The sequence below is a fragment of the Flavobacterium undicola genome (genome assembly GCF_009909155.2).
GTDB lineage: Bacteria > Bacteroidota > Bacteroidia > Flavobacteriales > Flavobacteriaceae > Flavobacterium > Flavobacterium undicola.
On the sequence record NZ_JAAAPM020000018.1, the window covers coordinates 48,848 to 74,639 of the forward strand.

Here is a 25,792-nt window from a genome sequence, read left to right on the forward strand (position 1 = left end):
AAAAACATCCTAATAAATCAAAACTACCTTCGTAGCCCTGATCGTAGCGACATCCTCTAGCTCTGGAGTTCAGAGCTAGAGATACAGCGAAGAGCAGGACGAAACTTTCTTAAAACAACTAATCATTCTGCTCCTAAATACAAGCTTTATAAATTGAGAATAAAAGAATTCCGCATTTATTTCAAATCGCATATATAAATAGTACTTTTGCAAACTATTTATATTTACACATGAGCTTTTTAAAAGAAATACAACGTAGAAGAACCTTTGGAATTATCTCGCATCCCGATGCCGGAAAAACAACTCTTACTGAAAAACTCCTTCTTTTTGGGGGAGCAATCCAAGAAGCAGGAGCTGTAAAAAACAACAAAATAAAAAAAGGAGCTACCAGTGACTTCATGGAAATTGAACGTCAAAGGGGAATCTCTGTATCTACTTCTGTTTTAGCATTCAACTATAAAGACATAAAAATCAACATCCTGGACACACCCGGACACAAGGATTTTGCCGAGGATACTTTTAGAACCTTAACCGCTGTTGACAGTGTTATTGTGGTAATTGACGTAGCAAAAGGAGTTGAGGAACAAACTGAAAAATTAGTTGCGGTTTGTAGAATGCGAAAAATTCCAATTATTGTTTTCATCAACAAATTAGATCGTGAAGGACATGATGCCTTTGATTTGATGGACGAAGTAGAACAAAAATTAGGTCTTACCGTTACTCCATTGAGTTTCCCTATCGGAATGGGTTATGACTTTCAAGGGATTTATAACCTTTGGGAACAAAACATCAACTTGTTTAGTGGAGACAGCCGTAAAAATATTGAAGAAACTATCGCTTTTTCAGACGTACAAAGTCCTGAATTAGAAAAGATAATTGGTCAAAAACCAGCCGATCGTTTACGTGAAGAACTAGAGTTGATTGATGAAGTTTATCCAAAATTCAATCAACAGGATTATTTAGACGGAAAACTACAACCTGTATTTTTTGGTTCTGCTTTGAACAACTTTGGTGTTAGAGAGTTATTAGACTGTTTTGTTTCTATTGCTCCTTCGCCAAGAGCTAAGGAATCAGAAACCAGATTAGTTGATCCAAAAGAAGAAAAACTATCCGGATTTGTATTTAAAATCCACGCTAATATGGATCCAAAACACCGTGACCGTTTGGCCTTTATAAAAATTGTTTCTGGAACTTTCGAAAGAAACAAACCGTATTATCACGTTCGTCAAAAGAAAAATTTAAAATTCTCTAGTCCGAATGCCTTTTTTGCTGAGAAAAAAGAAATTGTAGACATCTCTTATCCTGGAGATATTGTGGGGCTTCACGATACTGGAAATTTCAAAATTGGTGATACTTTAACAGAAGGTGAAATCATGAATTTCAAAGGAATTCCAAGCTTCTCTCCGGAACATTTTAGATACATTAATAATGCTGACCCTATGAAGGCAAAACAGCTGGACAAAGGGGTTGACCAATTAATGGATGAAGGTGTTGCGCAGTTGTTTACTTTAGAAATGAACAACCGAAAAGTGATTGGTACTGTTGGAGCACTTCAATACGAAGTAATTCAATACCGTTTAGAGCACGAATATGGTGCAAAATGTACCTATGAAAATTTCCCGGTTCACAAAGCGTGTTGGGTAAAACCGGACGATGCTAAAAATGAGGAATTCAAAGAATTCAAACGAATCAAACAAAAATTCCTTGCTAAAGACAAATACGATCAATTGGTTTTCCTGGCTGATTCGGACTTTACAATCCAAATGACACAGAATAAATACCCAAGTGTTAAATTGTTTTTCACCTCTGAATTAGATTAAAAAAAACGACACTTAATTCCATAAAAAAACGGTCTCATTGTTAATGAGACCGTTTTTTTTATGTTTTATATATTTATGATAATGAACTTTCGTAATTCACCACTTTTTTCAAAAAAGCTTTAATCAACAAACGATTAGGTGCCATTCCTGAAGTAATAATTAATTTCTTAGCATTTGTACCTTCTACAGATAATGTAGAATTAGGATCTTGTTTTGTCCCCATAAACCAAAGTGCAAATTCCATATTAGAAGTAGCTCTTGAAGTTTCTAATTTCACGTTAGTTGGCTCTACTTTTTCATTAAAATCAACATTGGAAGCTGATTGAGACTGGCTAAAAGCTGAAAAAGAAAACATAAAAAATAGCACTAACACAAATATTGACTGTGTCAATTTAGAATTCGTGATATTTGTTTTTAAGTTGTTCATGGCTTTATTTCTTCGGTTATAATCTTATTATGAACCAAAGCTATTGTAATATAAAAACAGTAAAAAACATTTCCGATAAACTACCCTAAAACTCGTTTAGCTACTAAAAAAAGCAAATCACATCTCTAAAAAAATAAAAAAAAGCTCTCAATAATGAAAGCCTTTGTAATTTTATGCTTGTCCAGCAGGACCAAAATTAAGCGGAATAGGTGCTTGTTCTGTATCTTTGATTTCGCCATGAGCTACTTCAAAACGATGAATATTTTCACCAATAGCCTTTAACAATCTCTTAGCGTGTTGTGGAGTCAAAACAATTCTTGACTTCACCTTAGCCTTAGGAACACCTGGCATGATGCTTACAAAATCCAAAACAAACTCCGAAGAAGAATGATTGATTATAGCTAAATTAGAATAAATCCCTTCGGCAGTTTTTTCATCTAATTCAATATTGATTTGTTCTTGTTGTTCTTTCATATCAAAAGTTTTAAAACCAAACTGTTTAAAATTAAAAATAGAAAGACTACACGAGGTAATCTTTCTATTTTTTTTAATTTAAAAACATATTATTTATTAATAAATATATTCTTCTTTGTTTGCCATCATATCATTGTAATCTTCTTTAGAACCTACAATAGCATTATCGTATTCTCTCATACCTGTACCAGCAGGGATTCTGTGTCCTACAATTACATTTTCTTTCAATCCTTCTAAGTAATCTACCTTACCTGCTACAGCAGCTTCGTTTAATACTTTAGTTGTTTCTTGGAAAGAAGCAGCAGAAATAAACGATTTCGTTTGAAGCGAAGCTCTTGTAATACCTTGTAATACCGGAGTTGCAGTTGCAGTAACTACATCACGAGCAACAACTAGGTTTTTATCAGAACGTTTCAACAATGAATTCTCATCTCTCAATTGACGTGGAGTAACAATTTGACCTTCTTTTAAGTTAGAAGAATCTCCTGCATCCTCAACCACTTTCATACCGTATAATTTATCATTTTCAACGATAAAGTCTTTAGTGTGAATTAATTGATCTTCTAAGAATAAAGTATCTCCTGGATCCTGAACTCTTACTTTACGCATCATTTGACGAATAACTACCTCAAAGTGTTTGTCGTTGATTTTTACCCCTTGTAAACGGTATACCTCTTGAATTTCGTTAACCAAATACTGTTGAACAGCAGCTGGACCTTGAATTCTCAAGATATCGTCTGGAGTAATTGCTCCGTCAGACAAAGGAATACCTGCTCTTACGAAGTCATTCTCTTGAACAAGAATTTGACTAGATAATTTCACTAAGTATTTCTTAACCTCTCCAAATTTAGATTCAATTACAATCTCACGGTTACCTCTTTTGATTTTTCCAAAAGAAACTACACCATCAATTTCAGAAACTACAGCTGGGTTAGAAGGATTACGAGCTTCTAAAAGCTCAGTAATTCTTGGTAAACCTCCCGTAATATCTCCTGATTTAGAAGAACGACGTGGAATTTTAACCAATACTTTACCTGCTTTAATTTTCTCTCCATCTTCAACCATCAAGTGAGCTCCAACTGGTAAGTTGTAAGAACGAATCAATTCACCATCTTTACCATAAACTAATAAAGTAGGAATTAATTTTTTGTTTCTAGATTCAGAAATTACTTTTTCCTGGAAACCAGTTTGCTCATCGATTTCAACCATGAACGATTGTCCTTGCTCTAAATCTTCGTAAGCGATTTTACCAGTAAACTCAGAAACGATAACTCCATTATATGGATCCCATTTACAAATTACTTCTCCTTTTCCAATAGACTGACCGTCTTTTACAAAAATACTAGAACCGTAAGGAATATTATGTGTATTTAAAACAATACCTGTTTTTTCGTCAACTAATTTTAATTCTGTAGAACGTGAAACAACGATATCAACTTCGTTTCCTTCATTATCGTCACCTTTTACAGTTTTTAAATCTTCAATTTCAAGTTTTCCTGGGAATTTAGCAATAATACTAGATTCTTCAGAAATACCTCCTGCAACCCCTCCAACGTGGAATGTACGAAGTGTTAACTGTGTACCTGGCTCTCCAATAGATTGAGCAGCAATTACTCCTACCGCCTCACCTCTTTGAGTCATTTTTCCAGTTGCTAGGTTACGTCCGTAACATTTAGCACAAATACCTTTCAAGGCTTCACAAGTCAATGGAGAACGTACTTCAACTTTTTCAAGTGGAGAAGCCTCGATTGTTTTCATGATCGCTTCGGTAATTTGTTGACCTGATGCTACTAATACTTCATTAGTCAAAGGATTAATTACGTCTTGTAATGCAACACGTCCTAAAATTCTTTCTCCTAATGATTCAACGATTTCTTCATTCTTTTTCAATGCTGAAACTTCAACACCTCTTAATGTTCCACAATCTTCGATGTTAACAATAACGTCTTGAGAAACGTCATGTAATCTACGAGTCAAGTATCCAGCATCCGCCGTTTTAAGAGCCGTATCCGCAAGACCTTTACGAGCACCGTGAGTAGAGATAAAGTACTCAAGAATCGAAAGACCTTCCTTAAAGTTAGAAAGAATCGGGTTTTCAATAATCTCACCACCACCAGCAGTCGATTTTTTAGGCTTAGCCATCAAACCACGCATACCAGTTAACTGACGAATCTGTTCTTTAGATCCACGAGCTCCAGAGTCAAGCATCATATACACTGAGTTGAAACCTTGTTGGTCTTCTCTAATGTTTTTCATTGCTAATTCTGTCAATTGTGCATTCGCAGAAGTCCATACGTCAATAACTTGGTTGTAACGTTCGTTATTTGTAATAAGACCCATGTTATAGTTAGCAGAAATTCCTTCTACTTGCTCTCTTGCGTCAGCGATCAATTGTGTTTTTTGCTCAGGAATTCTAATATCACCTAATGAGAATGATAATCCTCCGCGGAATGCGAATTTATACCCCATATCTTTCATGTTATCCAAGAAGGCAGCCGTTTCAGGTACACTTGTTGAATTTAATACGTGACCGATAATGTCTCTAAGGTTTTTCTTAGTCAATACATCATTGATATATCCTGCAGCTTCCGGTACTACTTCGTTAAATAATACACGACCTGCAGTTGTTTGGATAATTTGGTAAACCAATTCTCCAGCTTCATTAAAATCTTTTGCTCTAATTTTCACACGAGCATTCAATTCTAATCTTCCTTCGTTTAATGCAATATTTGTTTCCTCAGCAGAGTAAAAAGTAAGCCCTTCTCCTAAAATTTTCTTTTCTGGAGTAGACAAACGCTCTTTGGTCATATAATATAAACCCAAAACCATGTCCTGAGAAGGTACCGTAATAGGAGCACCATTTGCAGGGTTCAAGATATTGTGAGAAGCTAACATTAATAATTGTGCTTCAAGGATTGCTTCTGGTCCTAATGGCAAGTGAACTGCCATCTGATCCCCGTCAAAATCCGCGTTGAAAGCCGTACATACTAATGGGTGTAATTGGATTGCTTTTCCTTCAATTAATTTTGGTTGGAAAGCTTGAATACCCAATCTGTGTAACGTAGGAGCACGGTTCAGTAATACTGGGTGTCCTTTAATTACGTTTTCAAGAATATCCCAAACTACAGGTTCTTTTTTATCTATAATTTTCTTAGCAGATTTAACTGTTTTCACAATTCCTCTTTCTATCAATTTACGGATAACGAAAGGTTTGTATAATTCAGCTGCCATATCTTTTGGCAATCCACATTCGAATAATTTCAATTCAGGTCCAACAACAATTACCGAACGAGCAGAATAATCCACACGTTTTCCAAGTAAGTTTTGACGGAAACGTCCTTGCTTACCTTTTAAGGAATCAGATAATGATTTTAATGGTCTGTTTGATTCTGTTTTAACAGCAGAAGCTTTACGAGTGTTATCAAATAATGAATCTACCGATTCTTGCAACATACGTTTTTCGTTTCTCAAGATCACTTCAGGAGCTTTAATCTCCATTAATCTTTTCAAACGGTTATTACGGATGATAACACGACGGTATAAGTCATTCAAATCTGAAGTTGCAAAACGACCTCCATCAAGTGGCACAAGCGGACGTAATTCTGGTGGAATAACTGGAACTACTTTCATAATCATCCATTCTGGACGGTTTTCACGGTTCAAGTTAGACTCACGGAAAGATTCAACAACCTGTAATCTTTTTAATGCTTCTGTTTTACGTTGTTTAGACGTTTCGTTATTAGCTGAGTGTCTTAATTGGTAAGACAACTGATCTAAATCAATACGAGCTAATAAATCCATAATACATTCTGCTCCCATTTTGGCAACAAATTTATTAGGATCAAAATCGTCTAAATATTGGTTATCCTGAGGAAGTGTATCTAAAATATTTAAATATTCTTCTTCAGTTAAGAAATCTAATCTTTGTAATGATTCTCCTTCTGCATTTTTAGCAATACCAGCTTGGATTACTACGTATCTTTCGTAGTAAATGATCATATCTAATTTCTTAGATGGAAGACCAAGGATATAACCAATTTTGTTAGGAAGAGAACGGAAATACCAAATATGAGCAATAGGCACAACAAGGTTGATATGACCAACTCTATCTCTACGTACTTTTTTCTCAGTAACTTCAACACCGCAACGGTCACAAATGATTCCTTTGTAACGGATTCTTTTGTATTTACCACAAGCACATTCAAAATCTTTTACTGGTCCGAAGATTCTTTCGCAGAAAAGACCATCACGTTCTGGTTTGTGTGTTCTATAGTTGATAGTTTCTGGCTTTAAAACTTCACCTCTTGATTCTTTCAAAATAGATTCAGGAGAAGCTAGTCCTATCGAAATTTTGTCAAACCTTTTTACCTGGCTTTTCTCTTTATTATTATTTCTATTATTCATCATAGTTTTTACTATTGATTTATTTGCAATTAAAAATTGATTTTAGATGCTGCTTTTTGCATCACCTATTACCTCGGGTTACTTCTCTAAACTTCAAACGACTATTTGAAGTGCTAGTTAAAAAATTAAAATTTAATTTTTTAAAAAATCGGAACGGTTTACGGGTATAAATCCTAAAAACTTAAAATGAGTAATCAGCCCCGATAAAAATCGGGACTGAAAACTTCCTAATACTTATTATTCTTCTAATCTAATGTCTAATCCAAGACCTTTCAATTCATGCATTAATACATTGAATGATTCCGGTAATCCTGGTTCTGGCATAGTTTCACCTTTTACGATAGCTTCGTAAGTTTTAGCTCTACCAATTACGTCATCAGATTTAACTGTTAAGATTTCACGAAGTGTACTAGAAGCTCCATAAGCCTCAAGTGCCCAAACCTCCATCTCTCCAAAACGTTGACCTCCAAATTGAGCTTTACCTCCCAATGGTTGTTGAGTAATCAACGAGTATGGTCCGATAGAACGTGCGTGCATCTTATCATCAACCATGTGTCCTAATTTCAACATGTAAATTACACCCACAGTTGCTGCTTGATGGAAACGCTCTCCTGTACCACCATCATAAAGATGTGTATGTCCAAAACGTGGAATTCCAGCTTCGTCAGTCAATTCATTAATTTGGTCAAGTGAAGCACCATCAAAAATTGGAGTAGCATATTTTCTACCTAATTTTTGTCCAGCCCATCCAAGAACAGTTTCATAAATTTGACCAATGTTCATACGAGAAGGTACCCCAAGTGGGTTCAACACGATATCAACTGGTGTTCCGTCTTCAAGGAAAGGCATATCTTCATGACGAACGATTCTTGCAACAATACCTTTGTTACCGTGACGTCCAGCCATCTTATCCCCTACTTTCAACTTACGTTTCTTAGCGATATAAACTTTAGCTAATTTCAAAATTCCTGATGGCAATTCATCTCCAACAGTAATTGTGAATTTCTCTCTTCTTAACGCTCCTTGTAAATCGTTCAACTTAATTTTATAGTTATGAATCAAATCATTCACCATTTTATTAGTTGCATCATCAGCTACCCATTGACCTTTGCTTAAATGAGCAAAATCTTCAACAGCGTAAAGCATTTTTTGAGTGTATTTTTTACCTTTTGGTAAAACTTCTTCACCCAAATCATTCATTACACCTTGTGATGTTTTTCCGTTTACAATCAAGAAAAGTTTTTCAATTAACTTGTCTTTTAACTCTGTAAATTTAACTTCAAACTCCATTTCTAGTGCTCCTAAAGCATCTTTGTCCTGAGTACGTTTGCGTTTGTCTTTTACAGCTCTTGCAAATAATTTTTTATCTAAAACAACACCGTGTAAAGATGGAGAAGCTTTTAATGAAGCATCTTTCACATCACCAGCTTTATCCCCGAAGATTGCACGAAGCAATTTCTCTTCCGGAGTTGGATCAGATTCTCCTTTTGGTGTAATTTTTCCAATTAAAATATCACCAGGTTTAACCTCGGCACCAATTCTAATCATACCGTTTTCATCTAAGTCTTTAGTAGCCTCTTCAGAAACGTTAGGAATATCATTCGTTAATTCTTCGTTACCTAATTTAGTATCTCTTACCTCTAATGAGTAATCGTCTACGTGGATTGAAGTAAAGATATCATCACGAACTACTTTTTCAGAAATTACAATCGCATCCTCGAAGTTGTACCCTTTCCATGGCATGAACGCTACTTTTAAGTTTCTACCTAAAGCTAATTCACCATTTTCAGTAGCATATCCTTCTGATAATACTTGACCAGGAATCACTCTGTCACCTTTTCTTACGATAGGTTTCAAGTTGATACTTGTTCCTTGATTGGTTTTTCTAAATTTAATTAAGTTGTATGTCTTTTCATCAGCATCAAAACTTACCATTCTTTCTTCCTCAGAACGATCGTATTTAATAGTAATGATATTAGCATCTACATATTCTACAGTACCATACCCTTCAGCATTAATCAATACTCTAGAGTCAGAAGCTACTTGACGCTCTAAACCAGTTCCAACAATCGGAGCTTCAGGACGTATTAATGGTACGGCCTGACGCATCATGTTAGATCCCATCAAGGCTCTATTCGCATCATCATGCTCCAAGAAAGGAATCAAAGATGCAGAAATCGAAGCAATTTGGTTAGGAGCAACGTCAGTATAATGTACTCTGGAAGGATCAACAACAGGGAAATCACCTTCTTCACGCGCAATTACGTTTTCAGCTGTGATTTTTCCATTTTCATCCATTTCAATGTTTGCCTGAGCAATCATTTTTCCTTCTTCTTCTTCAGCACTTAAGTAAGTTGCTTCAGAAACTAAATCAACTACACCATTAGTTACTTTACGGTAAGGAGTTTCGATGAATCCCATTCCGTTTACTTTAGCATAAACACCAAGAGAAGAAATCAAACCAATGTTTGGTCCCTCAGGAGTTTCAATAGGACATAAACGTCCGTAGTGCGTATAGTGAACGTCACGAACCTCAAATCCGGCTCTTTCTCTCGAAAGTCCACCTGGTCCTAGAGCAGATAATCTTCTTTTGTGTGTAATCTCAGCTAATGGATTCGTTTGATCCATAAATTGAGACAACTGGTTCGTTCCAAAGAAAGAGTTGATAACTGATGATAATGTTTTAGCATTAATCAAATCAATTGGTGTAAACACCTCGTTATCTCTAACGTTCATTCTCTCACGAATAGTTCTAGCCATACGTGCTAAACCAACACCGAATTGTTGAGACAATTGTTCACCAACTGTTCTAACACGACGGTTTGATAAGTGATCAATATCATCAATATCCGCTTTCGCGTTGATCAACTCAATTAAATACTTCACGATAGTAATGATATCTTCTTTGGTAAGCACTTGCTTTTCCATTGGGATATCTAAACCAAGTTTTTTGTTCATTCTGTAACGACCTACTTCACCTAAGTTGTAACGTTGGTCAGAGAAGAACAATTTATCTATAATACCACGAGCAGTTTCTTCATCAGGCGGTTCTGCGTTACGCAATTGTCTGTAGATATGCTCAACAGCTTCTTTTTCAGAGTTTGTTGGATCTTTTTGTAATGTATTATGAATGATGGCATAATCAGCTTGATTAGCATCTTCTTTATGTAACAAAATAGATTTAACGTTAGACTCGATGATCTCTTCAACATTATCTTTATCGATAATTGTATCACGATCAAGGATAATCTCGTTACGTTCGATAGAAACTACCTCACCGGTATCTTCATCTACAAAATCTTCATGCCATGTATTCAATACACGAGCAGCTAATTTTCTACCGATATATTTTTTAAGTCCTGTTTTAGATACTTTAATTTCTTCAGCAAGGTCGAAAATCTCAAGGATATCCTTATCTCTTTCGAAACCAATAGCACGGAATAAAGTAGTTACAGGTAATTTTTTCTTTCTGTCGATATAAGCGTACATTACGCTGTTGATATCAGTTGAAAATTCTATCCAAGATCCTTTAAAAGGAATTACTCTGGCAGAATATAATTTTGTTCCATTTGCGTGGAATGATTGTCCAAAGAAAACACCTGGAGATCTGTGAAGCTGAGAAACAACAACACGTTCAGCACCGTTAATAACAAAAGTTCCACTTGGAGTCATATAAGGTATAGTACCTAAATAAACATCCTGAACAATAGTTTCAAAATCTTCGTGTTCTGGGTCAGTACAATATAGTTTTAACCTTGCTTTTAAAGGCACACTATGCGTTAGACCTCTTTCTATACATTCTTGAATTGTATAACGTGGTGGATCTACAAAATAATCAAGGAATTCCAATACAAAGTTATTTCTTGTATCTGTAATTGGAAAGTTTTCCATGAAGGTATTGTATAATCCTTCATTGCCTCTTTCGTCTGATTTAGTTTCTAATTGAAAAAAATCTTGAAAAGATTTAACCTGAACATCCAAGAAATCTGGATACTGAGGTATATTTTTTGTAGAGGCAAAATTCAATCTTTCAGTCTGATTTGTTATCATCAATGGACAAAATTTTGATTAAAAAAAAGTAGTTTTTTGTGTAAAACACACTGTTTAAATTATACTTTCTTTTTTGTAATCAATACATCTTTAAAAATAAACCGATGAAAATCAGTCCAATTTTTTTTCTTCGTATTGATCAAAAACTTTTTCGTATTTTAAACTATTATTATAATAAAATGGTACTATTTTATTATACGAAAAATGGTTTAGGCATTGAGTGATTAACTCAAGACCTAAACCTAGTTCTTAAAACTGATTAAACTTATTTAAGTTCAACTACAGCTCCAGCTTCTTCTAATGATTTTTTAAGACCTTCAGCCTCTTCTTTAGAAACACCTTCTTTAACATTAGATGGTGCGCTATCAACTACATCTTTAGCTTCTTTCAAACCTAAACCAGTTAATTCTTTAACTAATTTTACTACAGCTAATTTAGAAGAACCAGCTTCTTTTAATACTACAGTAAATTCAGTTTGAGCTTCTTCAGCAGCAGCTTCTCCACCACCTGATACTACTACAGCTGCAGCAGCTGGTTCGATTCCGTACTCATCTTTTAATATTGTTGCTAATTCGTTAACTTCTTTAACAGTTAAGTTAACTAATTGTTCTGCGAATTGTTTCAAATCTGCCATTTTTTCTATCTTTTAAAATGATTTGTAAAAATATAATTTATTTATTGTGCGCTATTTAAGCAACAAGGAAATTAAATTCCTTGTTTTGAGTATTATGCCTCAGCCTCTTCGCTATTAGCGAATTGGTTTTGTAAAGCAGAAATAACTCTTTGAGCTGGTGATTGTAACAATCCGATGATTTCACCGATAAGCTCTTCTTTAGATTTAATAGTAGCTAATGCTTCTAACTGATTATCTCCAATATAAATTTCAGAGTTGATATAAGCTCCTTTTAATACAGGCTTATCCGATTTTTTTCTGAAATCTTTAATGATTTTTCCAGGTGCATTTGCAACATCTGAAATAAATATAGCACTGTTACCAGTCAATACTGAAGGTAAATCACCATAATCATTATCAGAAGCTTCCATAGCTTTTGCAAGCAATGTATTTTTAACAACTTCTAATTTAATACCTGCTTTAAAACAAGCTCTTCTTAGGTTTGAAGTTGCTTCTGCATCAAGTCCAGAAATATCAGATACATAAATAATATTTGTACCAGCTAACTGTGCAGTTAAATCTTCAATCGCGATTGATTTTTCTTCTCTAGTCATACTAAAAATTTTTAACTACCAATTATACTGCTTTTGGGTCTAATGCAATAGCAGGACTCATTGTGCTTGTAAGGTGAATACCTTTAATATAGGTACCTTTAGCAGCAGTTGGCTTAAGTTTGATTAATGTTTGAATAATTTCGTGTGCATTGTCATAAATTTGCTCAGCTCCAAAAGAAACTTTACCAATTCCTGCATGTACGATACCAGTTTTATCAACTTTAAAGTCAATTTTACCAGCTTTAACCTCTGCAACAGCTTTAGCAACATCCATAGTTACTGTACCTGTTTTAGGGTTTGGCATTAAACCTCTAGGTCCTAAAATACGACCTAATGGACCTAATTTACCCATAACAGCAGGCATAGTGATGATTACATCAACATCTGTCCAACCGTCTTTAATTTTTTGTAAATAATCGTCAAGACCTACATAGTCTGCACCAGCTGCTAAAGCTTCCGCTTCTTTATCTGGAGTAACTAATGCTAATACTTTTACATCTTTACCAGTTCCATGAGGTAATGTTACCACACCTCTCACCATTTGATTCGCTTTTCTTGGATCAACACCCAAACGTACTGCGATATCAACAGACTCATCAAATTTTGCAGAAGCAATAACTTTAATTAATGCAGCTGCATCTTTTAAAGAGTATAATTTGTTCTTTTCAATTTTTGAAGCAGCCTCTTTTTGCTTTTTTGTCAATTTTGCCATGTCTTTCTCTTAATTAAAAAGGAGCGTCTCCTGATACAGTTATACCCATAGATCTAGCTGTTCCAGCAACCATACTCATAGCTTTCTCAATTGTGAAAGAATTTAAGTCCGGCATTTTGTCTTCAGCAATAGCTCTAATTTGTTCCCAAGTAACACTAGCTACTTTTTTACGATTTGGTTCACCTGATCCAGACTTTAGCTTTGCAGCTTCCAATAATTGGACAGCAGCTGGAGGAGTTTTTACAACAAAATCAAATGATTTGTCTTTATACACAGTAATTTGTACTGGGCATATTTTGCCAGGTTTATCTTGTGTTCTAGCATTAAATTGCTTACAGAACTCCATGATATTAACCCCAGCAGCTCCTAAAGCAGGTCCAACCGGTGGCGACGGATTCGCAGCACCTCCCTTAACTTGTAGTTTAACTACCTTACTAATTTCTTTAGCCATTTTTTAAAAAATTTAACACAACAATTTACGGAAGCAATTGAAGTGGTTATTATAGTGTAACGAAAATTATACTTTTTCTACTTGCATAAAACTTAACTCTAATGGTGTTTTTCTTCCGAAAATCTTAACCATAACCTCAAGTTTACGCTTTTCATCATTGATTTTTTCAACCGTACCATTGAAACCATTAAATGGTCCATCGATAACTTTTATAGTTTCACCCAAGTTGAATGGGATTGATTTTGTATCTGTATTAACAGCTAACTCATCAACCTTACCAAGCATTCTATTTACTTCTGAAAGCCTAAGCGGAACTGGTTCCCCTCCTTTAGTTTCTCCTAAAAAACCAATAACACTAGTTATTGATTTAATAATATGAGGAATCTCCCCAACTAAATTTGCTTCTATCATAACATAGCCAGGAAAATATACTTTTTCCTTAACTAATTTCTTACCATCCTTTACAGACACTACTTTTTCAGTAGGAACAAGAACTTGAGACACATAATCAGCCATCCCTAGTCTAGTGATTTCAGTTTCTATATACGCCTTAACTTTATTCTCTTGCCCACTTACTGCTCGAACAACATACCATTTTTTAACATTATTATCTGCCATAATAAAAACTACGCTTTTATCCAGTTAAAAAATCCTTCTAATGCCTTTGCAAAAAACTCATCAACTCCCCAAGTAGCTAAAGCAAATAGCACTGAAAAAACAGCCACAATAATTGTTAGACTTTGCACCTCAGCCCATTCTGGCCAAGTTACATTTGACTTCAATTCCTCAAATGCTTCTGATATGTAATTAACAATTTTTGCCATTATGATATATTTTTTATTGCACGGGCGGAGGGATTCGAACCCCCATCAACGGTTTTGGAGACCGCTATTCTACCCTTGAACTACGCCCGTATAAAAACCAGTAACCAACCGAAGCGATTACTGGTTTTAAAATTTATTCTTTTGGAATTAACCTACAATTTCAGTTACCTGACCTGCACCTACAGTTCTACCACCTTCACGGATAGCAAAACGTAAACCTACACTCATTGCGATTGGGCTTAACAAAGCAACATTGATTGTTAAGTTGTCCCCTGGCATTACCATCTCTACACCTTCTGGTAAAGTAATAACTCCTGTTACGTCAGTTGTACGCACGTAGAACTGTGGACGGTAGTTATTATGGAATGGAGTGTGACGTCCACCTTCTTCTTTTTTCAAGATATAAACCTCAGCTTTGAAAGTAGCGTGTGGTTTAACAGATCCTGGCTTAATGATAACCATTCCTCTTTTGATATCTTCTTTAGCAACACCTCTCAACAACAAACCAACGTTATCTCCAGCTTCACCTCTATCAAGGATTTTACGGAACATCTCAACTCCAGTAATAGTAGAAGTTAATTTTTCAGCTCCCATACCAATGATTTCAACAGCATCACCTGTATTAGCAATACCAGTTTCGATACGACCTGTAGCAACAGTTCCACGACCTGTAATTGTAAATACATCCTCAACTGGCATCAAGAAAGGCTTTTCAGTATCACGTACTGGCTCTTCGATCCAAGCATCAACAGCGTCCATCAATTCAAGAATTTTAGGAACCCAAGCAGCATCATTATTCAATCCACCTAAAGCAGAACCTTGAATAACTGGACAGTTGTCACCATCATACTCATAGAAAGACAATAAGTCTCTGATTTCCATTTCTACTAATTCCAATAACTCAGCGTCATCAACCATATCCACTTTATTCATGAATACAACCATTCTTGGAATACCTACCTGACGTCCTAAAAGGATGTGCTCACGAGTTTGTGGCATTGGACCATCTGTAGCAGCAACTACCAAGATAGCACCATCCATTTGAGCAGCACCAGTAACCATGTTTTTTACGTAATCCGCGTGACCTGGACAGTCAACGTGAGCGTAGTGACGGTTAGCAGTTTCATACTCTACGTGAGATGTATTAATTGTAATACCTCTTTCTTTTTCTTCAGGAGCATTATCAATTTGATCAAAAGATTTTGCTTGACAGTAACCAGCATCAGATAACACTTTAGTTATTGCAGCAGTTAATGTAGTTTTTCCGTGATCTACGTGTCCGATTGTACCAATGTTTAAGTGCGGTTTCGAACGATTAAAGGTTTCTTTTGCCATTTTACTTAGATTTTAATCTTTATTTATTTATTAGTGTTCAAAATTTTTTAATTGAGCCAATGTCGGGAATTGAACCCGAGACCTCTTCCTTACCAAGGAAGCACTCTACCCCTGAGCTACACCGGCAGAGAGTTCTAATTGAAATTCTTAATCAAATTAAGAATTTTAATTCCTAACTTTTGTGGGGAGAGCAGGATTCGAACCTGCGAAGTTCACACAGCAGATTTACAGTCTGCCCTCGTTGGCCGCTTGAGTATCTCCCCTCTTTTTTTATCTTAACCTATTTAAAACCTCAGTCTTATTTGAGCCGGCGGAGGGACTCGAACCCACGACCTGCTGATTACAAATCAGCTGCTCTAGCCAACTGAGCTACGCTGGCAAATTCAATAAAAAAAGTCCGCTATTTCTAACGGACTGCAAATGTATAGATTTTATCTCTCAATCAAAACATTTTTTTAAAAAAATTTCAATTATATATGCGTTCTTACTTTTTCTTTCCTTTTTACCAACAAACGCTCCAATGATTCTGCCGATAATTCAACTGCCTCTTCAAAAGTTTTACATTGTTTTTTTACCAAGAAATCATCACCCGGTACATTAATTTTCACCTCCACAATTTTATTTTCTTTCTCACTTGTCTTTTCTACTTTTAAATAGACATCTGAAGAAACCACTTTGTCATAGTATTTTTCCAATTTATTCATTCTTTCTTGAACAAAATCTACTAGTTTTCCATCAACAGCAAAGTTAACGGCGTGAACATTTACCTTCATAATCGATATTTTTTTATGGTTAAACTTTAGAATCATCAGCACCTCTTGGATGAGCCCCCGCATAGACTTTTTTCAACTCTAATAAACTATTATGAGTATAAACCTGCGTCGAAGCCAAACTAGAATGCCCTAACAACTCTTTAACTGAATTCAAATCAGCCCCGTTATTCAATAAATGAGTTGCAAACGTATGTCTTAACATATGCGGACTTCTTTTTACCTTTTCAGAGACTTTACTAAAGTATGAATTTATTAAGCGATACACAAACGATTCACTTAATTTTAACCCTTTTTTTGTTAGAAAAAAATACTCTACATCCTTAACAATCTCCAAATCACTTCTCTCCTTAAGATACAAATGCATTTGTTTTAACACCACAACCAATACCGGAATCAATCGTTCTTTATTCCTTTTCCCTAAAACCTTAATAGTCGAATTAGAAAAATCAACCGCATCTACTCTTAAATAAATCAACTCTGACCTTCTTATACCTGTAGAATACAACAGCTCCACTAACAATCGATCCCTAACCGCCTCAAAACCTTCTTCCGATTCAATATTTTGCAAAACAAGCACCAATTCTTTCTCCGAAAAAGGAATCTGAATTTTCTTAGACACTTTCAAAGACCTATGCTTTAACAGCGGACTTACTTCAATTTGCTTAATTTTCAAAAGGAATTTATAGAATGCTTTCAGGGAAGCTATTTTTCTATTTACAGAAATAGTCGACAGACCACTTTCAACCAAAAACACAATCCAAGATCGGATTTGAGCATACTCAACACGATCGATGGCGCCTTGATCAAAATTAACGAAATTATAATCCTGAAAATCAGAGACGTCTTTCACATAAGCGCACAGAGTATGCGGAGAATATTTTTTCTCTTTCTGAAGATAATCTGCAAATGCTTCTAAATTTGTAGCCATAAAAAAACCGTTAGCATCAAATTTATAAAAAATCTGACCACTAACGGTATTATTTCGTTTCAAAAAAACTACTAACTTTCTAGGCTATCTCTCAAACCTTGGATGTAAGCTGCTTTTTGGAATTTCATTCTATTTTTAACTGACGGCTTAATGAAAGCTGTACGAGCTCTTAATTGACGAACTGTTCCAGTTTTATCAAATTTTCTTTTATAGCGCTTTAATGCTCTATCGATATTTTCTCCGTCTTTAATTGGTATAATTAACATAATTTTGACACCTCCTCTCGTTAAGGCTGCAAAAGTAATTATTAATTATTAATTATGAGTTATAAATTACAGATTATTTTTTTAGAAAGAAATAGAACCGAGAACATAGAAAAAAGAAAATAGATTTCATCTTAGTTGATTACAAAACTTCTTTATTCTTTATTCTTTCAACAAGTTTCTCGAAATCACTACCTTTTGAATTTCGGTAGTTCCTTCGCCAATAGTACACAACTTAGCATCTCTGTAGAATTTTTCTACTGGATAATCCTTCGTGTAACCATAACCTCCGTGAATTTGTACCGCTTCATTTGCTACCTTCACACATACCTCAGAAGCATACATCTTAGCCATTGCACCAGCCGTAGTTACAGGACGATGCTGTTGTTTTAAGAAAGCCGCTTTATGCAATAACAACTCCGAAGCTTCAATTTCAGTGGCCATATCTACCAATTTAAACGAAATTCCCTGAAATTCGGAAATAGCTTTTCCAAACTGATGTCTTTCTTTCGAATATTTCAAAGCCGCTTCATAAGCTCCTTTTGCAATTCCTAATGACAGTGCTCCAATAGAAATTCTTCCTCCATCGAGAATTTTCATCGCTTGAATAAAACCCTCTCCTACTTCACCTAATCTATTCGCATCCGGAATTCGACAATTATCAAAAATCAATTCAGCCGTTTCACTAGCACGCATTCCTAATTTATTTTCTTTTTTTCCCGAAGAAAACCCTGCAGTTCCTTTTTCAAAAACAAAAGCAGTCATTCCTCTGGAATCTCCTTTCTCACCAGTTCGAACAATTACTACAGAAACATCTCCAGAAATAGCATGAGTAATAAAGTTTTTCGCTCCATTAACAACCCAATAATCGCCATCCTTTTTAGCCGTAGTATTCATACCTGCAGCATCCGAACCTGTATTATGCTCTGTCAATCCCCATGCTCCAATATACTCACCCGTTGCCAATTTAGGAATCCATTTCTTTTTTTGCTCTTCGTTACCAAAGGTCAAAATATGATTAGTGCACAAAGAATTATGTGCTGCAACTGACAATCCTATAGACGGATCTACTTTAGAAATTTCTTCAATAATAGTAATATATTCATGGTAACCTAATCCTGAGCCACCTAGTTCTTCAGGAACTAAAACCCCCATAAAGCCCATTTCTCCTAATTGCTTAAATAAAGGAACTGGAAAAATTTGCGCCTCATCCCATTCCATTATATAAGGTCTTATATTTTTTTCTGCAAAATCCCTTATAGATTGGGCAATCATGTTTTGCGTCTCGCTGTAATCAAAATGCATCATTATGGCTTATTTTTAAAAGTCCAAATATAAGGCTATAATATTTGCATTTTCAATAGACATTCCCTTAATTTTTGTTAAATCAGCAACATTTTTAATATCGCCATTCATACTTCTGTAGATCACAATTTCCCTTGCCAGATTATATTTGAAATAAGGAAACTGCGCTAATTCTTTCATAGAAGCATTATTAATATCGATTTTTTTGATATTCGAAAGAGTTCCCACCTTAAAACTTGCATTCAAACTCTGAATAACTTCAGGCGACAAACCCCAAACCTCTTTCATTTGATCCATCGAAACAAATCCACCCAAACTCTCTTTGAACTTTAAAATTCGCATCGAAATTGCATCTCCTATTCCATAGACTTTAATCAAATCTTCCTGAGTAGCCTGATTAATATCCTTAACAACTGTTTTTTCTTTTTTCGAAAAAACCTTCGGATTCGTATTTGAAAATGCTACCAATTTAGATGTTGGTTTATTTTTTACCCAATCAGGAAATTTAAAATAAGGAGAAATAACCACCAATAAAGAATCAGAAACACCAGTTACAGTTTGAAATTCTTTCGCAGAATTCACATATTTATTATCTTTTCTAAAAGCATGCAACCTATCCAACTCCACAACTGACATTCCTAATTTATAGCCTTTATAATCTGTGATGAAATTTGGATTAAAAAGATAAATTTTAGGAACCTCATTTTTTAAATGGTTTTCCATCGAATCTATTTGGGATTCTAACGAAAGCCATTTTTGTTTTTCCGGATTAACTTTCGAAACTGGACTAAAATCCACCCAATAATAAACCAACTGCAGCACAATGATTATAAAAAACAACGAAAGAATTCCCTTTTGTTGGTCTTTTGAAAAATTAAAATAAGCCTTAATAGTTTTAAAATTCATTGGTATCTATTAAATCAGTTCTTTTTCTAACTAAATATATAAAATAAATACTTAAAACTAACAAATCATAAGGAAAACCCAAGCTAAAAACCACTTTAACATTAATACTACAACTTAAATCCAAAGTCATTGTTCTTTTCATAAAAAATAATACATTTGGCACTTAACAATAACAAACCTCAAAACCATGTCTATTTGGAACAAGAAACCACTAATTAAACTCTTAGCTGAAGCAGAAGATTCTGAAAAAGGATTAAAAAGGACTCTTACAGCCTGGTCTTTAATTGCCTTAGGAATTGGAGCAATTATTGGCGCCGGATTATTTGTAAGAACCGCTACAGCAGCAGCACAAAGTGCCGGACCATCAGTAACATTAGCATTCATAGTAGCAGCAATAGGTTGTGCTTTGGCAGGACTTTGCTATGCCGAATTATCTTCTTCAATACCTATTTCAGGAAGTGCCTACACTTATACCTATGCAACCATGGGTGAATTTCTAGCCTGGATAATTGGCTGGGATTTAATTTTAGAATATGCTGTAGGAGGAGCCACAGTAGGAATCGCTTGGAGTGAATACCTGAATGATTTATTAATAAATGTCATACACACCAGCCCAATTCCATTTGAATTCTCGCACTCTCCATTTCAAACATCTGCAGAAGGTGTTCATGGAATCATTAATTTACCGGCTCTATTTATAGTTACAGTTATTAGCTTATTATTAATTAAAGGAATTCAGGAATCGGCTTTTGTTAACGGTATCATTGTTATTCTAAAAGTAACCATTGTAATCCTTATTATATATATAGGATGGAAATTCATCAATCCTGTTAATCACACTCCTTATATACCACAAAGTTCTGTTTTTACTGATGAACATGGAATTGATCATTCTTATGGAGGAATAATGGGTATTCTAGGAGCAGCTGGAACCGTATTTTTCGCTTTCATTGGTTTTGATGCAGTAAGTACTGCTGCTCAGGAAACAAAAAATCCAAAAACAGCAATGCCAATTGGAATTTTAGGTTCATTAGCAATTTGTACTGTACTATACATTCTTTTTGCACACGTTCTTACAGGAGTTGCTACAGTAGAAGATTTTAGAACAGGCGGGAAAGAAGCTTCAGTAGCATTTGCTATAAACAAATACATGATAGGATATGAATGGCTTGGAGAATTTGTTACTATAGCTATTCTTGCAGGTTTCTCTTCCGTAATTCTGGTATTGCTTTTAGGACAATCAAGAGTCTTTTATTCTATGGGTAGAGATGGATTGCTACCTAAAATGTTTAGCGATGTACATCCAAAATTCAAAACTCCTTACAAAGCTAATCTTGCAATTCTTGTAATTGTTGGTGGATTTGCAGCATTCATTCCTGGAGACATCGTAGGAGATATGACCAGTATAGGAACTTTATTTGCATTTGTTTTAGTTTGTATCTCGGTAATTATTCTAAGAAAGAAAGAACCTGATTTGGTTCGCGAATTCAAAACTCCATTTGTACCCTTTGTACCAATATTAGGTGCTGTTGTCTGTTTAGCGATGATGTACGGACTGGGATGGGTAAACTGGATGCGACTTTTTATCTGGATGGCAATAGGAATCGTTGTTTATTTTTCATTTAGTCGAAAAAACAGTGTTTTAAACAATCCCGAAGAAACAAAATAGTGTAATAACTCTCTAAAAAAAGCCCTCTGAAATTAAAATTTTCAGAGGGCTTTTTTTATAAATCAAAAACGGATGTTCGTTTGGCTCTAATCAAATCCTTCAATCGAATCCAAAAAGCCAGAATTAAATAGATTCCAAAACCAAGTCCTACGGTCACAAACGAAATGTAAATAAAGAACAATCGAACGCTATTGGCTCGCATCCCTAACTTATCTGCCAGTCTGGAAGACACATGAAATCCATGTTTTTCGAGAAAAAATTTAAGTTTAATTATAACTGACATTTATGTTCTTTTTTGTATTGGGTAAAATTACAAAATTATATCGTCAAAATTATTAAGCAATAAATAATCTGCTTTTAATTTAAAAAGTGAGAAAAATAATCTATTTTTGATTTAACTAACTTTCAAAAAAATATGACAACATTTACAGATTACTGGTGGGTATTATTACTATTTCTTTGTCTTTTTCTTTACAAATTCGTACTGAGAGTTTTCTTCGGTATGGTAATCGTCCCGGAAGACAAAATTGGTTTGGTTACTAAAAAATTCGTTCTGTTTGGAGCTGAAAAATCATTACCGGATGGCCGAATTATTGCCACAAAAGGGGAAGCCGGTTTTCAAGCCAAAACCCTTGCTCCGGGATTGTATTGGGCAATGTGGCCTTGGCAATATTCGGTAAACATGACTCCATTTACCATTATTCCAGAAGGAAATATCGGATTGCTGTTGAGTAAAGATGGTGCTGAAATACCTACAGGTCGAATTCTTGCTCAAAAAGTAAGTTCAGATAATTTTCAAGATGCGACTTTATTTCTCGACAATGGCGGACAAAAAGGACGTCAATCAGCATTTATAACAACAGGTTCTTATCGTATCAATACTTTTTTGTTTGAAGTTGTGGTGTCTCCACAAATAGTGATTTCGGAAAATATGGTTGGAATCGTAACCGCAATGGACGGAGAGCCAATTCCTATTGGTCAAATTGCCGGTAAATTTGTAGATAACCACAATAACTTTCAGGATTTTGACCAATTTTTAAAAAATGGAGGAAACCGTGGATTACAGCCTCAAGTAATGCTTGCCGGTTCTTATTACATCAATTCCTGGGCAATTCAAATAGAGCAAACTCCCATGACCGATGTGCCAATCGGATATGTTGGTGTGGTCATTTCTTATATTGGTGAGGACGGACAAGATGTAACGGGAGATACTTTCAAACACGGAAATATCGTTTCAAAAGGACAACGAGGGGTTTGGATGGAACCTTTCGGACCGGGAAAATATGCGCTTAATAAATACACTACAAAGCTGGAACCTGTTCCTACAACCAATTTAGTTTTAAACTGGGCTGATGCCAGAAGCGAATCTCATAACTTGGATCAAAACTTATCTACCATAACAGTTCGTTCCAAAGATGGTTTCCCTTTCAATCTGGATGTTTCTCAGATTATTCACGTTCCCGCTAATGAAGCGCCAAAAGTAATTGCCCGATTTGGAAGCATGAACAATCTTGTTTCTCAGGTTTTGGAACCAACCATTGGAAATTATTTCAGAAACTCGGCTCAGGAAAGCGATGTGATTTCGTTTCTTTCTACCCGAAAAGAACGTCAGGAATCGGCTAAAAATCATATTAAAGTAGTTTTAGACGAATACAATGTCAATGCCGTTGACACCTTAATTGGAGATATTGTTCCACCGGAATCATTGATGAAAACCCTAACCGACAGAAAAATTGCCGAGGAAGAACAAAAAACTTATCAAACCCAAAAAATGGCGCAAGAACAACGTCAGGGTGTCGAAAAAGAAACCGCCATTGCCGATATGCAAAAGGAAATTGTAAAAGCATCTCAAAGTGTTGAAATCGCCCAAAGAACTGCCGATGCCACCGTTAAAAAAGCAGAAGGAGATGCGACCAGTTTAAAACTGAATGTAAATGCGGAAGCCGAGGCCACAAAAATGCGCGCCAATGCCGAAGCGGAAGCTACAAAAGCAAGAGCCGGAGCACAAGCTGAAGCTACAAAATTAACAGCAAGTGCTGAAGCTGAAAGAATTTCTAAAACCGGTTTAGCCGAAGCCGAAAAGATTATGGCAATAGGAAAATCTACTGCTGAAGCTTACCAATTACAGGTTTCTGCTATGGGAGGTGACAACTTCACCAAATATAAAATAACCGAAGAAATAGGAAAAGGACAAATTAAAGTCATTCCGGATGTATTAATTTCTGGAAATTCCGGTTCTGATGGTGGAATAAGTGGTCTTTTAGGCATGAAACTAATGGAAATGATGGATACCAAAAGAGACGATTCTAAGAAAAATTAATTTTCATTCAATTGACATAAAAATCCGCTTCACAGCGGATTTTTTTTTTTGTAAAATTATAGCATACTCTTAACTACTCTTCTTCAACAATTCCATTCCAATGGCACAGTCCAAACATTTACATTTATTGCAATACTCATTCTTAAGCTGCAATAGCGACTGAGAATCGAAAGCAGAATTGGATAAAACACCAAATGAAGCAAACTTATCTATAATACTGTTTTTCTCAGGCGAAACCGCAACTAAAATTGCCATCAAATCCTCGGCTATCTCCTTTCCCAGACTTTTAGCATAGGCAAACTGAATGGGGATAATCGTATTGATCAACAATAAATCAACAAAAGATTTGGATAATTTCTTCGTCTTCTTCGGGCTCACTTTGTCAAATTGATAATGAATTTCCCAATAAGTCGAAGTACTTACTTGAAACAATTGATAAATGGATTCAATTGAATAATTACTATTGATTTTCGAAAATAAATTTTGATGCAAGTGATACAAATGAGCCAATTGCGAAAGACGAATAGTCGGAAAATTATCTGGACGATGTTTAAAAAACTGCAGCTGTCCTTCGTTATCTGGCTCTAATTGGTATTTATGTAACAAATAAAAATATCTGAATTTTAAGTCTTTAAAATAAGTATCTTCTTTATCTGAATCCAATAAAGCAGATTTACCAAATAAAAGTGCCTCTAAATTCTCCACTTCAAAACTTTCTTTTCTTATGATTGAAAAAGGAATTGCTTTTGCGATTTTCAAAAAGGTTTCACCGTTAGTATTCAATCCGAAATTTTTAGCCAACATGCAAAACAAGGCTGCTTCCCAATCCTTATTGGTTTCTTCTAACAAATCATAAATAGCTTTTGATTTTCGTTCTAATCGCTCAAAAAACAAGCGTTCTTGCCAATTTTTCAAAACAAAATCATCTAAATCACATAATTGTTTCTCACAAAAAATCCATGATTTTGGACTCACTAATCTTTGATAATTAGTTAAGACTTCCTTGTCGACATAGCTCTTGAGTTCTAAAACAGGAATCTCAGAATTGTTTTTCCTGAAAACTTCGGTATCGTGTTCCCAAACTACATGAAGAATCACATTTTCATAAGCCGCATCTTCTTCATGATGATGCACATACCAATCGGAAGATTTGAGATGAATTTCGACATTACCTGCCCATTTTTGATTTCCAATAATCATTTGAGCATTAAAAAAATCCGGACCAGCTAGTTCTAAATATTGACCAACATTGATGATGGTAATTTCTTGTTCATTTGAAGTTTTTAAATGCAATGTATCAAACTTCTTGAATTTCCAGAGATAGTGTAAAAAATCTTCTTTCATCTTAGTGACTTAAAAAGTTAATACACTAATTTAGTGAAAAAACTTACACTAATGACTTTTGAAAGAAATATTATTGTTTAAGAAATAATTGAGCACAAGCTCTGGCATCAGACAATGCTTCGTGATGTTGCAATTTAATATTCATGGCATGGCAACAATCACTAAGTTTGGTAGGTTTCAAGCCTTTTGCTTTATAAATTTTTACGGTACATTCCCATTTTGAAGCAATATTCAAATCGGCATAATCTAGGCCGTAATAGGCCATTGATTTGGCCAAAACATTACGATCAAAACTCTCGTTATGGGCTACAACCACTCTATTTTGAAGACGTTTTTGAATTTCTGGAAATACTTGAAGAAAGTTTTTAGCCCTGGCTGTATCTCTTGGATAAATACCATGCACTTGTATCGTGTAAGGATTGTACAAATTATTAGGCGGTTGAATCAAAGTGACAAACTCGTCTACAACAATCCCATTTTCTACAGTAACAATCCCAACTGAACAGGGATGAAAAGCAGTAGCGGTTTCAAAATCTATGGCAGTGAAAGTCATTATTAAA

The 25,792-nt window shown here is 35.1% G+C and carries 23 protein-coding genes and 4 tRNA genes; 3 read left to right on the forward strand and 24 right to left on the reverse strand.

All coding sequences use genetic code 11. From position 1 onward, the window contains the following. The first annotated feature begins 230 nt into the window (after positions 1–230). Complete coding sequence (locus GTZ96_RS11585) at positions 231–1,820, forward strand: peptide chain release factor 3 (protein WP_161644095.1); 1,590 nt, start codon at positions 231–233, stop codon at positions 1,818–1,820. A 73-nt stretch (positions 1,821–1,893) separates the two neighbouring features. Here the strand turns inward: GTZ96_RS11585 and GTZ96_RS11590 are convergent, their stop codons facing one another. The 21 genes from GTZ96_RS11590 to GTZ96_RS11690 form a co-directional block, all read right to left on the reverse strand. Then, positions 1,894–2,247, reverse strand: coding sequence for a hypothetical protein (locus tag GTZ96_RS11590; RefSeq protein WP_161644096.1), 354 nt, complete (start codon positions 2,245–2,247; stop codon positions 1,894–1,896). Between the two features lie 171 nt (positions 2,248–2,418). Then, positions 2,419–2,721: a DUF3467 domain-containing protein gene (locus GTZ96_RS11595; RefSeq protein WP_128194289.1), complete on the reverse strand. Its 303-nt coding sequence runs from the start codon at positions 2,719–2,721 to the stop codon at positions 2,419–2,421. A gap of 96 nt (positions 2,722–2,817) precedes the next feature. Further along, positions 2,818–7,128, reverse strand: coding sequence for a DNA-directed RNA polymerase subunit beta' (rpoC, locus tag GTZ96_RS11600; RefSeq protein ID WP_161644097.1), 4,311 nt, complete (start codon positions 7,126–7,128; stop codon positions 2,818–2,820). Positions 7,129–7,362: 234 nt separating this feature from the next. Beyond that, positions 7,363–11,175 carry a DNA-directed RNA polymerase subunit beta gene (gene rpoB / locus GTZ96_RS11605; RefSeq protein WP_161644124.1) on the reverse strand — a complete coding sequence of 1,271 codons (3,813 nt, stop codon included), beginning with the start codon at positions 11,173–11,175 and terminating at the stop codon, positions 7,363–7,365. 265 nt (positions 11,176–11,440) lie between these two features. Next, the gene (rplL, locus tag GTZ96_RS11610; RefSeq protein ID WP_161644098.1) at positions 11,441–11,809 is read right to left on the reverse strand and encodes a 50S ribosomal protein L7/L12; all 369 of its coding nucleotides are present in this window, start codon (positions 11,807–11,809) and stop codon (positions 11,441–11,443) included. Positions 11,810–11,901: 92 nt separating this feature from the next. Beyond that, positions 11,902–12,402, reverse strand: coding sequence for a 50S ribosomal protein L10 (gene rplJ / locus GTZ96_RS11615; protein WP_161644099.1), 501 nt, complete (start codon positions 12,400–12,402; stop codon positions 11,902–11,904). 22 nt (positions 12,403–12,424) lie between these two features. Then, positions 12,425–13,114 carry a 50S ribosomal protein L1 gene (gene rplA / locus GTZ96_RS11620; RefSeq protein WP_072944426.1) on the reverse strand — a complete coding sequence of 230 codons (690 nt, stop codon included), beginning with the start codon at positions 13,112–13,114 and terminating at the stop codon, positions 12,425–12,427. A 13-nt stretch (positions 13,115–13,127) separates the two neighbouring features. Continuing rightward, complete coding sequence (gene rplK, locus GTZ96_RS11625; protein WP_161644100.1) at positions 13,128–13,565, reverse strand: 50S ribosomal protein L11; 438 nt, start codon at positions 13,563–13,565, stop codon at positions 13,128–13,130. 66 nt (positions 13,566–13,631) lie between these two features. Beyond that, positions 13,632–14,183, reverse strand: a complete 552-nt coding sequence (gene nusG / locus GTZ96_RS11630) for a transcription termination/antitermination protein NusG (RefSeq protein ID WP_161644101.1) — start codon at positions 14,181–14,183, stop codon at positions 13,632–13,634. 8 nt (positions 14,184–14,191) lie between these two features. Beyond that, positions 14,192–14,389, reverse strand: a complete 198-nt coding sequence (secE, locus tag GTZ96_RS11635) for a preprotein translocase subunit SecE (protein ID WP_161644102.1) — start codon at positions 14,387–14,389, stop codon at positions 14,192–14,194. Between the two features lie 19 nt (positions 14,390–14,408). Continuing rightward, positions 14,409–14,479 (reverse strand) — tRNA-Trp (locus GTZ96_RS11640). Positions 14,480–14,536: 57 nt separating this feature from the next. Further along, positions 14,537–15,724, reverse strand: coding sequence for an elongation factor Tu (gene tuf, locus GTZ96_RS11645; protein WP_161644103.1), 1,188 nt, complete (start codon positions 15,722–15,724; stop codon positions 14,537–14,539). A gap of 54 nt (positions 15,725–15,778) precedes the next feature. Beyond that, positions 15,779–15,850 (reverse strand) — tRNA-Thr (locus tag GTZ96_RS11650). 56 nt (positions 15,851–15,906) lie between these two features. After that, positions 15,907–15,987, reverse strand: a tRNA-Tyr gene (locus GTZ96_RS11655). Positions 15,988–16,029: 42 nt separating this feature from the next. Continuing rightward, positions 16,030–16,103, reverse strand: a tRNA-Thr gene (locus GTZ96_RS11660). Positions 16,104–16,194: 91 nt separating this feature from the next. Beyond that, the gene (hpf, locus tag GTZ96_RS11665; RefSeq protein ID WP_161644104.1) at positions 16,195–16,497 is read right to left on the reverse strand and encodes a ribosome hibernation-promoting factor, HPF/YfiA family; all 303 of its coding nucleotides are present in this window, start codon (positions 16,495–16,497) and stop codon (positions 16,195–16,197) included. 19 nt (positions 16,498–16,516) lie between these two features. Then, positions 16,517–17,425, reverse strand: coding sequence for a tyrosine-type recombinase/integrase (locus GTZ96_RS11670; protein ID WP_161644105.1), 909 nt, complete (start codon positions 17,423–17,425; stop codon positions 16,517–16,519). Between the two features lie 71 nt (positions 17,426–17,496). Beyond that, positions 17,497–17,691, reverse strand: coding sequence for a 30S ribosomal protein S21 (rpsU, locus tag GTZ96_RS11675; RefSeq protein ID WP_073240956.1), 195 nt, complete (start codon positions 17,689–17,691; stop codon positions 17,497–17,499). A 159-nt stretch (positions 17,692–17,850) separates the two neighbouring features. After that, positions 17,851–18,993 carry an acyl-CoA dehydrogenase family protein gene (locus GTZ96_RS11680; protein WP_161644125.1) on the reverse strand — a complete coding sequence of 381 codons (1,143 nt, stop codon included), beginning with the start codon at positions 18,991–18,993 and terminating at the stop codon, positions 17,851–17,853. A 15-nt stretch (positions 18,994–19,008) separates the two neighbouring features. Beyond that, positions 19,009–19,899, reverse strand: coding sequence for a ComEA family DNA-binding protein (locus tag GTZ96_RS11685; protein WP_161644106.1), 891 nt, complete (start codon positions 19,897–19,899; stop codon positions 19,009–19,011). Beyond that, positions 19,889–20,041 carry a hypothetical protein gene (locus GTZ96_RS11690; protein WP_181033181.1) on the reverse strand — a complete coding sequence of 51 codons (153 nt, stop codon included), beginning with the start codon at positions 20,039–20,041 and terminating at the stop codon, positions 19,889–19,891. The genes GTZ96_RS11685 and GTZ96_RS11690 overlap by 11 nt, the downstream gene beginning before the upstream one ends. A gap of 45 nt (positions 20,042–20,086) precedes the next feature. Between GTZ96_RS11690 and GTZ96_RS11695 the strand changes: the two genes are divergently transcribed. Beyond that, positions 20,087–21,568, forward strand: a complete 1,482-nt coding sequence (locus GTZ96_RS11695) for an amino acid permease (protein ID WP_161644107.1) — start codon at positions 20,087–20,089, stop codon at positions 21,566–21,568. Between the two features lie 55 nt (positions 21,569–21,623). Here the strand turns inward: GTZ96_RS11695 and GTZ96_RS11700 are convergent, their stop codons facing one another. Beyond that, positions 21,624–21,851, reverse strand: a complete 228-nt coding sequence (locus GTZ96_RS11700) for a PspC domain-containing protein (protein ID WP_161644108.1) — start codon at positions 21,849–21,851, stop codon at positions 21,624–21,626. Positions 21,852–21,983: 132 nt separating this feature from the next. Between GTZ96_RS11700 and GTZ96_RS11705 the strand changes: the two genes are divergently transcribed. Further along, positions 21,984–23,888: an SPFH domain-containing protein gene (locus GTZ96_RS11705; protein ID WP_161644109.1), complete on the forward strand. Its 1,905-nt coding sequence runs from the start codon at positions 21,984–21,986 to the stop codon at positions 23,886–23,888. A gap of 69 nt (positions 23,889–23,957) precedes the next feature. Here the strand turns inward: GTZ96_RS11705 and GTZ96_RS11710 are convergent, their stop codons facing one another. Both GTZ96_RS11710 and GTZ96_RS11715 read right to left on the reverse strand, forming a co-directional pair. After that, positions 23,958–25,232 carry a DUF2851 family protein gene (locus GTZ96_RS11710; protein ID WP_161644110.1) on the reverse strand — a complete coding sequence of 425 codons (1,275 nt, stop codon included), beginning with the start codon at positions 25,230–25,232 and terminating at the stop codon, positions 23,958–23,960. 70 nt (positions 25,233–25,302) lie between these two features. Continuing rightward, positions 25,303–25,785 (reverse strand): 3'-5' exonuclease, encoded by a 483-nt coding sequence (locus GTZ96_RS11715; RefSeq protein ID WP_161644111.1) that lies wholly within the window; start codon positions 25,783–25,785, stop codon positions 25,303–25,305. Between the last annotated feature and the right edge of the window lie 7 nt (positions 25,786–25,792).

Bases quoted from the DNA above. Each gene is read 5' to 3' on its own strand.
- GTZ96_RS11585 (WP_161644095.1), top strand. From the start codon at position 231: ATGAGCTTTTTAAAAGAAATACAACGTAGAAGAACCTTTGGAATTATC.
- GTZ96_RS11590 (WP_161644096.1), bottom strand. From the start codon at position 2,247: ATGAACAACTTAAAAACAAATATCACGAATTCTAAATTGACACAGTCA.
- GTZ96_RS11595 (WP_128194289.1), bottom strand. From the start codon at position 2,721: ATGAAAGAACAACAAGAACAAATCAATATTGAATTAGATGAAAAAACT.
- rpoC (WP_161644097.1), bottom strand. From the start codon at position 7,128: ATGATGAATAATAGAAATAATAATAAAGAGAAAAGCCAGGTAAAAAGG.
- rpoB (WP_161644124.1), bottom strand. From the start codon at position 11,175: ATGATAACAAATCAGACTGAAAGATTGAATTTTGCCTCTACAAAAAAT.
- rplL (WP_161644098.1), bottom strand. From the start codon at position 11,809: ATGGCAGATTTGAAACAATTCGCAGAACAATTAGTTAACTTAACTGTT.
- rplJ (WP_161644099.1), bottom strand. From the start codon at position 12,402: ATGACTAGAGAAGAAAAATCAATCGCGATTGAAGATTTAACTGCACAG.
- rplA (WP_072944426.1), bottom strand. From the start codon at position 13,114: ATGGCAAAATTGACAAAAAAGCAAAAAGAGGCTGCTTCAAAAATTGAA.
- rplK (WP_161644100.1), bottom strand. From the start codon at position 13,565: ATGGCTAAAGAAATTAGTAAGGTAGTTAAACTACAAGTTAAGGGAGGT.
- nusG (WP_161644101.1), bottom strand. From the start codon at position 14,183: ATGGCAGATAATAATGTTAAAAAATGGTATGTTGTTCGAGCAGTAAGT.
- secE (WP_161644102.1), bottom strand. From the start codon at position 14,389: ATGGCAAAAATTGTTAATTACATATCAGAAGCATTTGAGGAATTGAAG.
- tuf (WP_161644103.1), bottom strand. From the start codon at position 15,724: ATGGCAAAAGAAACCTTTAATCGTTCGAAACCGCACTTAAACATTGGT.
- hpf (WP_161644104.1), bottom strand. From the start codon at position 16,497: ATGAAGGTAAATGTTCACGCCGTTAACTTTGCTGTTGATGGAAAACTA.
- GTZ96_RS11670 (WP_161644105.1), bottom strand. From the start codon at position 17,425: ATGGCTACAAATTTAGAAGCATTTGCAGATTATCTTCAGAAAGAGAAA.
- rpsU (WP_073240956.1), bottom strand. From the start codon at position 17,691: ATGTTAATTATACCAATTAAAGACGGAGAAAATATCGATAGAGCATTA.
- GTZ96_RS11680 (WP_161644125.1), bottom strand. From the start codon at position 18,993: ATGCATTTTGATTACAGCGAGACGCAAAACATGATTGCCCAATCTATA.
- GTZ96_RS11685 (WP_161644106.1), bottom strand. From the start codon at position 19,899: ATGAATTTTAAAACTATTAAGGCTTATTTTAATTTTTCAAAAGACCAA.
- GTZ96_RS11690 (WP_181033181.1), bottom strand. From the start codon at position 20,041: ATGAAAAGAACAATGACTTTGGATTTAAGTTGTAGTATTAATGTTAAA.
- GTZ96_RS11695 (WP_161644107.1), top strand. From the start codon at position 20,087: ATGTCTATTTGGAACAAGAAACCACTAATTAAACTCTTAGCTGAAGCA.
- GTZ96_RS11700 (WP_161644108.1), bottom strand. From the start codon at position 21,851: ATGTCAGTTATAATTAAACTTAAATTTTTTCTCGAAAAACATGGATTT.
- GTZ96_RS11705 (WP_161644109.1), top strand. From the start codon at position 21,984: ATGACAACATTTACAGATTACTGGTGGGTATTATTACTATTTCTTTGT.
- GTZ96_RS11710 (WP_161644110.1), bottom strand. From the start codon at position 25,232: ATGAAAGAAGATTTTTTACACTATCTCTGGAAATTCAAGAAGTTTGAT.
- GTZ96_RS11715 (WP_161644111.1), bottom strand. From the start codon at position 25,785: ATGACTTTCACTGCCATAGATTTTGAAACCGCTACTGCTTTTCATCCC.